General features: G+C 43.5%; 9 protein-coding genes. 3 read left to right on the top strand and 6 right to left on the bottom strand.

Annotation, left to right across the window (positions count from 1 at the left end; all coding sequences use genetic code 11):
• The first annotated feature begins 139 nt into the window (after positions 1 to 139).
• The 3 genes from lon (at position 140) to CXF86_RS17605 (ending at position 5100) form a co-directional block, all read left to right on the top strand.
• Positions 140 to 2485, top strand: coding sequence for an endopeptidase La (gene lon, locus CXF86_RS17615; protein WP_101093594.1), 2346 nt, complete (start codon positions 140 to 142; stop codon positions 2483 to 2485).
• Between the two features lie 254 nt (positions 2486 to 2739).
• Entirely contained in the window at positions 2740 to 3027 is a 288-nt protein-coding gene (gene hupB / locus CXF86_RS17610; protein WP_198553577.1) for a nucleoid-associated protein HU-beta, read from the top strand.
• 213 nt (positions 3028 to 3240) lie between these two features.
• Complete coding sequence (locus tag CXF86_RS17605) at positions 3241 to 5100, top strand: SurA N-terminal domain-containing protein (RefSeq protein WP_101093592.1); 1860 nt, start codon at positions 3241 to 3243, stop codon at positions 5098 to 5100.
• A gap of 300 nt (positions 5101 to 5400) precedes the next feature.
• Here CXF86_RS17605 and fabV read toward each other — a convergent pair whose 3' ends face one another.
• From fabV to CXF86_RS17575, 6 genes are all read right to left on the bottom strand, one after another.
• Entirely contained in the window at positions 5401 to 6603 is a 1203-nt protein-coding gene (gene fabV / locus CXF86_RS17600) for an enoyl-ACP reductase FabV (RefSeq protein WP_102039649.1), read from the bottom strand.
• 104 nt (positions 6604 to 6707) lie between these two features.
• A complete protein-coding gene (locus CXF86_RS17595; protein ID WP_101093590.1) occupies positions 6708 to 7493 on the bottom strand; it encodes an ATP-binding cassette domain-containing protein in 786 nt (261 codons plus the stop codon).
• Positions 7474 to 8481, bottom strand: a complete 1008-nt coding sequence (locus CXF86_RS17590) for a peptide ABC transporter ATP-binding protein (RefSeq protein ID WP_101093589.1) — start codon at positions 8479 to 8481, stop codon at positions 7474 to 7476. Before CXF86_RS17590 ends, CXF86_RS17595 begins: the two co-directional genes overlap by 20 nt.
• 4 nt (positions 8482 to 8485) lie before the next feature.
• Positions 8486 to 9376: an ABC transporter permease subunit gene (locus CXF86_RS17585; protein ID WP_101093588.1), complete on the bottom strand. Its 891-nt coding sequence runs from the start codon at positions 9374 to 9376 to the stop codon at positions 8486 to 8488.
• Positions 9363 to 10394 (bottom strand): ABC transporter permease, encoded by a 1032-nt coding sequence (locus CXF86_RS17580; RefSeq protein ID WP_101093587.1) that lies wholly within the window; start codon positions 10392 to 10394, stop codon positions 9363 to 9365. Before CXF86_RS17580 ends, CXF86_RS17585 begins: the two co-directional genes overlap by 14 nt.
• A complete protein-coding gene (locus CXF86_RS17575; RefSeq protein ID WP_101093586.1) occupies positions 10394 to 12022 on the bottom strand; it encodes an ABC transporter substrate-binding protein in 1629 nt (542 codons plus the stop codon). The genes CXF86_RS17580 and CXF86_RS17575 overlap by 1 nt, the downstream gene beginning before the upstream one ends.
• Positions 12023 to 12042 lie beyond the last annotated feature (20 nt).

Genomic DNA, 12042 nt, shown 5'->3' with positions numbered 1-12042 from the left:
TTAATTGCACTCGAGCATTAAAAAGGAGCCTTTATGGCTCCTTTTTTGTGCAGTTTATTAATTAATTGTTATTCGCCATTGAAACCTATCGAATCATCCCAATATACTCTTAAGTATTCATACAAAACGGAATCGAGCTATGACTCTAGAGCGTGATACGCGAATAGAACTACCCGTACTACCACTAAGAGATGTAGTGGTTTATCCTCATATGGTAATTCCGTTATTCGTAGGACGAGAAAAGTCCATTCGTTGCTTAGAAAAAGCGATGGAACAAGGTAAACAAATTATTCTAGTCGCCCAGCGTGATGCTGAGTTAGACGATCCTACCAGCGATGACATTTTCGATGTTGGTACAGTAGCCTCTATTTTACAACTGCTTAAGCTTCCTGACGGTACTGTTAAAGTCTTAGTTGAAGGCGGTCAGCGTGCGCGCATAGATAATTATTCTGAGCAGGACGAGATATTCCAAGCGACCGCACACTACCTTGAATCTGAGCCATTAACAGATAAAGAGGAAGAAGTCTTAATTCGCTCGGCTGTGGGGCAGTTTGAAGGCTACATCAAGCTGAATAAAAAAATTCCACCAGAAGTGCTAACGTCACTTTCTGGTATCGATGAAGCCGCTCGACTTGCAGACACCATGGCAGCGCATATGCCGCTGAAGCTTGAAGATAAGCAGTCTGTGCTAGAGATGGTTGATGTTGGTGAGCGCATCGAATATTTGATGGCGATGATGGAATCTGAAATCGATCTGTTACAGGTCGAAAAACGGATCCGTGGTCGCGTTAAAAAACAGATGGAGAAGAGTCAGCGCGAGTACTATTTGAATGAGCAAATGAAAGCGATTCAGAAAGAACTTGGCGATATTGACGAGTCTCACGATGAGTTTGAAAGCTTAGCTAAAAAAATTGAAGAAGCAAAAATGCCTGAAGAGGCTAAAGAGAAAGCGACAGCTGAACTTAACAAACTGAAGATGATGTCACCTATGTCGGCTGAAGCGACCGTGGTGAGAAGTTATGTTGAGTGGATGGTGGCAGTGCCTTGGCATAAGCGTTCGAAAATCAAACGTGATTTGGCTAAAGCGCAGGATGTACTTGACACCGACCACTTTGGTTTAGAGAAAGTCAAAGAGCGCATTCTCGAATATCTAGCAGTACAGAGCCGTGTTAAACAGCTTAAAGGTCCGATTTTGTGCTTAGTTGGGCCGCCAGGTGTTGGTAAAACATCACTGGGCCAATCTATCGCCAAAGCGACTGGACGTAAGTATGTGCGCGTTGCCTTAGGCGGCGTGAGAGATGAAGCGGAGATCCGCGGTCATCGTCGTACATACATAGGTTCTATGCCAGGTAAAGTCATCCAGAAAATGTCAAAAGTGGGGGTTAAGAACCCGCTATTTTTACTTGATGAAATTGATAAGATGAGTAGTGATATGCGGGGCGATCCTGCATCAGCATTACTTGAGGTGCTTGATCCTGAACAGAACTCCACCTTTAGCGACCATTACATGGAGGTTGATTACGACCTGTCTGATGTCATGTTTGTCGCGACATCGAATTCAATGAATATTCCAGGTCCGTTATTAGACCGTATGGAAGTGATTCGTCTGTCGGGTTATACCGAAGATGAGAAGCTCAATATCGCTAAGCAGCATTTATTGCCGAAACAGATTGAGCGCAATGGACTAAAAGCCAAAGAAGTTACCGTTGATGATAGTGCTATTGTTGGCATTATTCGTTACTACACTCGTGAAGCGGGTGTACGTTCGCTTGAGCGAGAGCTATCAAAGATTTGTCGTAAAGTCGTTAAGAGAATCTTACTGGATAAAAGCATCAAGCATGTTTTAGTTAACCAAGATAACCTTAAGTCTTTCTTAGGCGTACAGCGTTGCGATTACGGCAAAGCCGAATCAAACAACCAGATAGGCCAAGTGACAGGACTTGCATGGACTGAAGTCGGTGGCGATTTGCTGACTATCGAAGCAACCTCGGTACCAGGTAAAGGTAAGTTGTCTTATACCGGCTCGCTAGGCGATGTAATGCAAGAGTCGATTCAAGCGGCAATGACGGTTGTGCGTGCACGAGCTGAGCAACTGGGCATTAATCCAGATTTTTATGAGAAGCGTGATATCCATGTGCACGTTCCAGAAGGTGCAACACCAAAAGATGGTCCTTCAGCGGGTGCTGCTATGTGCACTGCATTGGTCTCTAGTCTTACGGGAAATCCTGTTCGAGCCGATGTGGCGATGACAGGTGAAATAACCCTCCGTGGTGAAGTATTACCCATTGGTGGATTGAAAGAAAAACTACTCGCTGCGCACCGTGGTGGAACCAAAGTCGTTCTAATTCCAAAAGAAAATGAACGAGATTTGGAGGAAATTCCAGCTAATGTGATCGCTGACTTGAAAATTTATCCAGTGAGATGGGTTGAAGAGGTACTGAAACTGGCACTTGAACGACCAGTAGAAGGCTTCGAAGTAGTATAAAACGTGGACTAATGCAATAAATTACCGTATTGCACAAAAAAAAGTACAAAATGGGGCTTACCAAAGTGTCTAGCTGTGGTAGCCTAAGTCTGTGGAGAGTCAGTCGCTCCAGCCCTCGGCGCGACTGGTTTTGAGCAGTATCCTAAATTATTTCTTTGGTTTTCCTATAAGGCTTGAACTTTAGTTCTAAGCTTGTTATAAAAAGCCTCCGCAGACCGCTCTAGACATGGATTTGGTTGCGGTACAAAAATTACATTCAAGGGGATGACATGAACAAATCTGAACTAATCGAGAAAATCGCTTCTGGCGCTGACATTTCTAAAGCCGCTGCTGGCCGTGCATTAGATTCTTTCATTGGCGCTGTTACAGACAGCCTAAAAGAAGGCGATAAGATTGCTCTTGTTGGTTTTGGTACTTTCGAAGTGCGTCAGCGTGCAGAGCGCATTGGTCGTAACCCACAGACGGGTAAAGAAATCAAAATCGCTGCAGCAAATATTCCAGCATTCAAAGCTGGTAAAGCGCTTAAAGACGCTGTTAACTAAGATACTCGTTATCTGCAGCCTTTGTAAGGTTATTGTAGCAAGCACTGTTTAGACAGTGCTTTTTACGAGAAAAAGATTGTTATTAGGTTTTTACTTAGTCGCAGTCGACAAAAGTAAAGAGGTTAATTTCTCTTTACTATTAAATTACAAAAAGGCGCATCCAACGAGTGATGCGCCTTTTTATTTTATTAATCGCAACCAGCGAGAAGTCTGATGTTAGAAAAGATTCGTGAAGGATCACAAGGCCCAATTGCAAAAAGCATTTTAGTCCTAGTGATTCTTTCATTTGCATTTACGGGTGTGAGTAGTTATTTAGGTTCATCAACTGAGGTTGCAGCGGCTACCGTCAATGGTGAAGAGATCAGCAATTCAGCTTTAGAGCAAGCCTATGACAATGAGCGTGGTCGTCTTGAGCAACAATTAGGTGATATGTTCTCGACGCTATCAGCAGATGAAAATTATATGCAAAGCGTTAAGCAGAGCGTATTAGAGCGCTTAGTCGCTGAAAAGCTATTAGATCAAAATGCTGTTGAATTAGGACTACGAGTCTCTGACGAGCAGATCCGCGCAGCGATTATGGTCGAACCTGCATTTCAGACTGATGGCATATTTGATAACGATCGTTATCAAGCTATTTTGCGTCAACTCGGCTACCAAGCTAACTCTTTCAGAGACATGATGCGCACCGATATGACACGTCGTCAATTGGTGGCCACTTTAGTCGGTTCTGAGTTTGTATTAGCAGGTGAAGCTGAATACTTGGCTAATATCCAGGGACAAACGCGTGATATTAATTATTTGGTCATCGACTCAGCGCCTTTCATTGCCGCTGCAAGTGTTACAGATGAACAGATCCAAACTTACTACAACTCAAATCTTGCTCAGTTTGTAAGACCGGAACTGGTAAGCCTTAGCTACATCGAACTTGACGCAAAGCAGTTAGCGGATGGTGTTGTTGTTACTGAAGCCGATGCTAAAGCTTATTACGATGAGAATAAGGTGCAGTATCTGCAGCCAGAGAAGCGCTTAGCAGCTCATATTCTTATTGGACTTGATGACGATGATGCCGCAGCAAAGGCTGCAGCGATTTATCAGAAGCTACAAAATGGTGAAGATTTCGCCGCGGTTGCTAAAGCTGAATCTCAAGATACATTCAGTGGTGAGCAAGGTGGTCAACTTGATTGGTTTGAAGCCGGTGTAATGGAACCTGAGTTTGATACTGCATTATTCGCATTGGATAAAGGCAGTTATTCAAATGTGGTTAAGACTAACTTTGGTTATCACATTATTAAAGCACTAGACATCCAAGCGGGTGCTGAAGCTCCTTTTGCTGACGTAAAAGATAAAATCATTGCACAGTTGCAAGGGCAACAATCGGTTGATAAGTTCTACGAACTACAGCAGATCCTTGCCGATACAAGTTATGAAGTCCCTGACACTTTATCTGAAGCGGCAACCGAGCTCGGTGTTGAAGTTAAGACGACTCCTGAGTTTACGCGCAATAATGCTCCCGCTTTGTTCACCAAGCCAGCTATCTTGAAAGAAGCATTTTCTTCGAGTGTGTTGCTTGATGGTATGAACAGTGAAGTGCTTGAAGTTGAGTCAAACCACGTTGTTGTAATCCGAGCTAACTCTCATAAAGCTGCTGGTACTATGGCGCTTGAAGACGTTAGAAATGGAATTGCCGCACGTTTGAAGCAAGAACAAGCTAATGAGTCTGCGCGTCAACAAGCGCAAGATGCTATGACAGCTTTCAAAACTGACGGTGTTACTGCTGATTACCTAGCGAAAGAAAAACTTGCACGTTTCGAGCAAGATATTGATGGTGCAGTCGTCAATAAAGCCTTTGCTATGGCGCAGCCAACAGAAGGTCCAACTGTTGATACAGTTGCACTTGCTAACGGTTATGCAGTTGTTGTACTTGATAAAGTTAATACAGCAGAAGACGTTGATAGTAATCTTATCGATGCATTGAAGCAGCGTTTAAGCTCACAATACAGTGAGAATGATTATCGCGCAGTGATTGCTAGCCTAAAAGCTAAGGGTGAAGTGCTTTACCCTGTCGTTGAGTAAGTTACTGGCAGTACACGCTTAATAAGAAGCCGGCATTAGCCGGCTTTTTTGTGTCTGCTAGTTAGTAAAGAGTGGATTCGATTTTATTGTTAGTGTTACTAGATATCTGTCGATGCTGATGATTAATATTGGTGAATAAAGTGGTTTAAAGCTATTCAATCGCTCTGTAGACAACTATTTCTATTTTTTTGCTTCATAGGGGGAGCTTGGAGGGGGATAGGCGTTATATGTCGTTAAAGCATAAATTGAAGACATAAAAAAACGCCGCATAAAGCGGCGTTTCCCTAACGTTATCTCTATTTAGATAGATACAACGTCAAATTCGACATTTGGATTGACGTCTTGCTCATAATCTATGCCTTCAACGCCGAAACCAAAGAGCTTTAAGAACTCTTCTTTATATTCACGGTAATCAGTGAGCTCAGAAAGATTTTCTGATGTCACTAGTGGCCAAAGATCGCGGCAATGTTGTTGAATTTCTTCTCTTAATTCCCAATCATCTAAACGTAAACGATTGCAATCGTCAACGTCAGCAGCACTGCCGTCGGCTTTGTAAAGGCGTTCATTGAACATGCGAGAGATTTGTTCAATACAACCCTCATGAAGGCCTTCAGCACGCATCTTCTTAAATACCATCGCAATATAAAGTGGCATTACAGGTATTGCGGAGCTAGCTTGAGTCACAACACTCTTAAGTACAGCAACGTTAGCACTACCACCAGTTGCTGAAAGCTTAGCATCAAGTGCATGAGCGGCTCTGTCTAGGTCCATTTTTGCTTTACCTAAAGCGCCGTGCCAATAGATAGGCCAAGTCAGCTCGGTACCAATATAGCTATAAGCGACGGTTTTACAACCATCGGCTAATACACCCGCTTCAGAAAGTGCATCCATCCATAATTCCCAATCTTCGCCGCCCATAACGGTGACGGTATCGGCAATTTCTTGCTCTGTTGCAGGCTCAACATTGGCCTCTATGATGATATCTTTATTAGTGTCTACGGCTGTTGCTTTATAAGGTGCACCGATAGGCTTTAATGATGAACGGATAAGCTCACCACTATCAGGTAGCTTACGCACTGGCGATGCTAGTGAGTAGACCACCATATCGATTTCACCGAGATCTTGTTTAATCAGCTCAATCGCTTTTTGCTTCGCTGCGTGGCTAAAGGCATCACAGTTTATGCTTTTAGAATATAAGCCTTCAGCTTTAGCAAATTTGTCGAATGCGGCTGAGTTATACCAACCAGCAGTACCTGGTTTTGTTTCTGAACTTGGCTTTTCAAAAAATACACCTAAGGTGGCTGCATCACTGCCAAATGCTGCTGTGATACGAGAAGAAAGACCATAACCACTTGAAGAACCTACAACCAATACCTTTTTAGGACCATTAGCAATTTTGCTTTTAGCTTTAGTAATGTTGATCTGTTCAAGTACATTGGCTTCACAACCAACAGGGTGAGTCGTTGTACAAATAAAGCCACGCGTTCTAGGTTTGATAATCATATTTTCTATTTCTCTGAAAAAATTGTATCTAGGATAAATAAACTCACATCAAATGACACTCAATTTTCGCTAATTTGAGCATTTTTGTCAGTGGTTGGAGCAGTTTACTTTTTACGAGTAAACAAACTTTGCTCCTGTATTAGTCGCTGAGTGTATTCGTGTTGAGGTGAATTAAACAGTTGCTCAGTGGTTGCTTTCTCAATGAGTTGGCCTTTTTTTAACACCATTATTTTGTCACTAACGTGACGAATAATATTCATATTATGGGACACGAAGATGTAAGAAAGCCCCATCTCTTGCTGCAATTCAAGTAACAAATTTAGAATTTGTGCTCGTACCGATAGATCGAGCGCGGTGAGCGCTTCATCAGCAATGATAATTTTGGGGTCAAGCATCAGCGCGCGTGCAACGGCAACTCGCTGTTTTTGCCCTTCAGATATCATGTGTGGATAGAAGTCTACATGCTCTGACAATAAACCGACCTTTCTTAGCTTATCAACAACTAAGGCTCGCCTTTCTTTTTCTGTTAGGTCGGTGTTGAATTTAAGCGGTTCATCGAGTAGATCGCCAATTGTTAATCTTGGATTTAACGATGTATTCGGATCTTGAAATATCATGCGGATCATACGGCAGCGCTGTTTTAAATCATGTTTCTCTAATGACTCACCTTCAAAAAAAATCTCACCGCCACTTCTAATCTCCGCACCCACAAGAATGCGAGCTATCGTGCTTTTGCCTGATCCTGTTTCGCCGACGATCGCGAGCGTTTCACCAGTGTTTAATTCAAATGAAACAGGTGATAACGCTTGATTGTATTGACGTTTGAAACGCTTATAACCAGCATAGTAGCTTTTGCTTAGGTTAGTAACTTTAAGTAGAGGTGTCGTCATTACAAGACTCATTGTGGTATGGGAAGTGACACGCAAAATAGCGATCTTTCTTATGGCATAAACTCGGTTGACTGACGCACTTTTTTTGCGCTTGCGGACAGCGTGGGCCGAGTCGACAGCCAATGGGTAAGTGTTGCAATGCGGGCGCTGAACCAGGCAAGGTTTGCATCATTGATTTATGCGCTAATTCACCTGAGTAGTCTGGTGCGTTATCGATCAAGGCTTCAGTGTATGGATGAAAGGGGCGCTTGAGCAGTTCCGCCGTCGGGCCCGACTCCATAACTTGACCGCAATAAAGAACGGTCAATTGATCGCACCAGCCTGCCAGAGTATCGAGCTCATGACTAATCAACAAAATAGAGACGTTCTGCAATTGGTTTAGCTTACTCAGTAATCTAAAGATCTGTGCTTGAGTGCTGAGTTCCATCGAATCGGTGGGTTCGTCAGCAATGAGCAACCGAGGTTGATTGGCAACCGCCATGGCAATCATGACTTTTTGACATTCACCTTCAGACAGCTCCCACGCATAACTCTCCATGACTTTTTCTGTATTCTTAATGCCGACTTTGTGTAGCCATTTCTCAGCGGTTTTTTTCTTAAATCTGCCACGCTTCCAAAAAGGTAAACTTTTATTGGTGGGCATGGCCTCAATAATTTGGCTACCGACAGATATCGCAGGATCTAGACTACTTGTTGGGTCTTGAAATATCATTGCTATCTCACTCCCCATCAAGTTTCGTCGCTGCTTAGAGGACATCTCCATCAAGTTCTGTCCATCCCACATCATGCGATCGGCAGTGACAGTCCAATTGTGACCTGGAACACCTAATATGGCTCTTGCCAACAAACTGCGTCCAGAGCCTGACTCGCCAACTAAACCATGCAGTTCGCCAGGGTTGATGGTTAAGCATACTCGTTCAAGGGCCTTGACACGGCCGCGAGGAGTGTCAAGTTCGATGGTGAGATTTCTAATATCAAGAAGAGGCATATTGTTAGTTTCTTATCGGCGATAGCGCCGACCTTAATCCATCACCGACAAGGTTAATGGCAAGTACGCTGCACAAAATAGCAACACCGGGAATGGTGACAGTCCAGGGTGCTGTCAGTATGTTATCGAGCCCTTGGGACACCATAGCCCCCCATTCAGGACTAGGGGCTTGTGCACCGAGATTAAGAAACCCTAGCGCCGCGATATCTAAAATGGCTGCTGATATCGCCAGTGTTATTTGAATAATCACGGTTTCCCAGACATTGGGCATAATAACGTACCAAAATATTTGTATCGAATTTGCGCCATCAAGCTTAGCTGCCGTTACATAATCTTTTTGCAACTCTTCATGAACCGCTTGATGGATAGCTCGCACAAATTGAGGCGTTAGCGCTATCCCTACTGCCCAAAATACATTTCCCAATCCTGGCCCCATGACGGCGACAACTAAAATTGCCATCAGTAGTGACGGGATAGACAATAATGCATCAAGCAGGTGGCTCAAAATTGAAGATTTAAGACCTTTCATCATGCCTGATATCGAGCCGATGACAAAACCGACGCTAAGGGAGGCGGTCACTATCGCCAATGCCATGCCAAATGTTAGGTGTGCCCCATGAAGCAGCCGGCTAAAAATATCTCGGCCTAAATCATCGGTTCCTAAAAAGTGTTCAACGGTACCGCTAGCATCCCAAGACGGCGGTAAAAGTAATGCTAAAGGGTCTTGTTGCTCTGGTGAAAACGGCGCAATCCAAGGACCAAAAATAGCCAAGCCCAATAAGCAAATGACTGCCCATAGACCCATTAATGCAAAAGGGTTATCAGCAAAAGCTTGCCATAGCTTACGCATAGGCGAGGGGATATCATCTTCCTGATATATGCTAATTCGCGGCATAGATTTCTTTCCTGCTGATTGGGTTGAAGGCGTTATGTAATACTTCAATGAAAATACTGAAGAAGATAATAATTAATGCCACGCTTAATACTCCCCCTTGAATCACCGTGTAGTCGCGCTGATATATGCCTGAGACTAACCAACTCCCGACACCCGGCCAGGAGAAGATGACTTCGACTATCATGGCGTAACTTGCGAATGTTCCCAGCATTAATCCCATATTTTTTAGCACAGGGATAAAGGCATTCGGCAGGGCGTGGCGTAACACTATGGTCCCTGTGTGTAGTCCACGAGCTTCAGCTGCACGTATGTAAGGCTCATTCATAATATGGAGCATTGCTGAGCGGGTGATTCTAACCACGACCGTGAACGGCAATACTGCCAGTGTGATTGCGGGTAACACAATATGCTGCATCGCATCTAGAAATGCAGATATACGGTATATTGATTGAGATAAAAGGGTGTCTATCAGCATAAAGCCTGTCACTGGCTCAATCTCATAGAGCAAGTTGATCCGGCCTGAAATAGGCAACCAACCCAGCTCGACCCCAAACCAGAGTGATAACGTTAATCCTAGCCAAAATACCGGGATAGAGTAGCCGGTAAGCGTTATCGCCATAATAGTGTGCTGGGTAATTTTGTTCTTGCTCAGAGACGCTAAAATCCCCAAAGGCACCCCAAGACACATCGCCAATATACCCGCTACGATAGCAAGCTCGAACGATGCAGGAAGGACTTGAATCAATTCATCGATAACGGGCTTTTGTGATGTAATAGAAACACCAAGGTTGCCGCTAACTCTTTGCTCTGTATAGGCCAAAAACTGACGAAATTGATTACTGTCGAGCTTATATTCACTGCGGCTCAACGCGAGTTGCTCTGCTGTTGGAGACGCTATTCCTGTCAACGCATATTGTTGTTCAACGGGGAAATGGCTGGTAGCAATGAATAAAACACCGATAAGGACCAGTGATGTGGCGAGGAATAAGTTAAGCCTTCTTAATAAATAACGACCCATTAGTGCATGTCCTCAGGGGCTATTTTCATAGTGTTCTCGAATGAAATCCCACCAAAAGGAGTGAGCTGGGTTTGTTTGATGTTTTTTTGCTTGAAGGTGAGCTTAGTTGCATGGGCAAAAGGTAACATCGGTAGCTGCTCATTAAAGAGTTTTTCTGCTTGCTGATAGAGTTTTTTTCGGTCTGACTTAATTGTAGTCGCTTTTGCTTTGGCCAATATTGCGTCCATTTCTGGATTGCACCATTGAGCTCGATTACTCGAAGAACTTTGTGCATCACAGCTTAATATGGGAGAGAAAAAGTTATCAGGGTCACTATTATCGGCATTCCAGCCTATTAGCACAGAATCATAATCCCTGCGATTAAGCTTTTGATTAAATACACTCCAGTCGTAGGTCACGATATTGACACTGACGCCAATATTGGCTAAATCGGCCTGGATCAATTCTGCCGTTTTTAATGTATTAGGATTATAAATACGTGCAACGGGCATTGCCCATACATCAATATTGAGTTTTTCGATGCCAGCTTCTTTTAGTAACGCTTTAGCTTTTTGTGGGTTGTAATCATAATGACTGCGGTTGTATCGATAAGCCCAAGATTGTGGTGGTAACATGCCAGTAGCTTCAATAGCTGTTTCTTGGTATACAGCTCGCAAAATATTTTGTTTATCAACGGCATAAGCGAGTGCTTTTCTCACTCTAACATCGTTAAAGGGGACTTTTTGGGTATTAAATGCCCAAAAAGCGACGTTAAAACCGAGTTGGGTGTCGAGCTCTAAGTGATCATGCTGCTTGATAACGGGAAGCTCACCTGCTTTAGGTAGCGCTGACACATTACAGTCGCCGGTAATCAGCTTGGTTAATCTGGCCGTACTTTTTGGTGTTATGTCAAAAACCAGATGTTCAAATTCGGGAAGTTTGCGCCAAAACTGCTCATTTCGGTGATAACGAATATATTCATTCTTGACATATTTTGTCAGTTTAAAAGGTCCGGTACCAATGGGGGAGCTATCCAATTGCTCCGGATTATGTTGCGCGAGCAGTGTATCGGCATACTCTTTGGACAAAATAACCGAGAAACCGGTCGCGAGATTGGATAGAAAGGAGGCATCGCTAACGTTTAAATGAAACACAATTTCGTCTTCAGCGACTTTTTCAATCTGCTTAATCGTTTGACTTAACCCAATACTTTGAAAGAACGGATAACCGTTTGCTGAAACACTATGGTAAGGGTTTTCGGTATCAATAATGCGGTTAAAAGAGAATAAAACATCATCGGCATTAAAGTCTCTGGTTGGAGTGAAATAATCTGTGTGGTGAAACTGGACGCCGCTGCGGAGTTTAAATCGATAAGTCAGGCCATCGTCACTGCCTTGCCAAGATATGGCTAAAGCGGGGACAATAGAGCTTGTTACTGGGTCGTAATCAACGAGCGTGTCGTACAATTGTTGTGAGGTGGCATCAATGGTGGTCCCCGATGTCACTGTTTGCGGATTAAAGCTTTCAGGATTGCCTTCTGAGCAATAGACTAAGCCTGTGGGGATCTTTTGAGGTCCACAGGCAACAAGTAACAAGTTTATCACCGATAAACAGGTTACAAGACCTATTCGCTTTAGCTGCTGTTTCATTAAGCAATCATTTTATGATC

Source organism: Shewanella sp. GutCb, assembly GCF_002836135.1.
Taxonomy (GTDB): domain Bacteria; phylum Pseudomonadota; class Gammaproteobacteria; order Enterobacterales; family Shewanellaceae; genus Shewanella.
Note: the sequence above shows the minus strand (reverse complement) of the source record. Positions and strands in the feature narration are given on the sequence as shown.

Excerpts from the sequence above, each read along its gene's own strand:
- lon (WP_101093594.1), top strand. The coding sequence starts at position 140 with ATGACTCTAGAGCGTGATACGCGAATAGAACTACCCGTACTACCACTA.
- CXF86_RS17605 (WP_101093592.1), top strand. The coding sequence starts at position 3,241 with ATGTTAGAAAAGATTCGTGAAGGATCACAAGGCCCAATTGCAAAAAGC.
- fabV (WP_102039649.1), bottom strand. The coding sequence starts at position 6,603 with ATGATTATCAAACCTAGAACGCGTGGCTTTATTTGTACAACGACTCAC.
- CXF86_RS17595 (WP_101093590.1), bottom strand. The coding sequence starts at position 7,493 with ATGACGACACCTCTACTTAAAGTTACTAACCTAAGCAAAAGCTACTAT.
- CXF86_RS17590 (WP_101093589.1), bottom strand. The coding sequence starts at position 8,481 with ATGCCTCTTCTTGATATTAGAAATCTCACCATCGAACTTGACACTCCT.
- CXF86_RS17585 (WP_101093588.1), bottom strand. The coding sequence starts at position 9,376 with ATGCCGCGAATTAGCATATATCAGGAAGATGATATCCCCTCGCCTATG.
- CXF86_RS17580 (WP_101093587.1), bottom strand. The coding sequence starts at position 10,394 with ATGGGTCGTTATTTATTAAGAAGGCTTAACTTATTCCTCGCCACATCA.
- CXF86_RS17575 (WP_101093586.1), bottom strand. The coding sequence starts at position 12,022 with ATGAAACAGCAGCTAAAGCGAATAGGTCTTGTAACCTGTTTATCGGTG.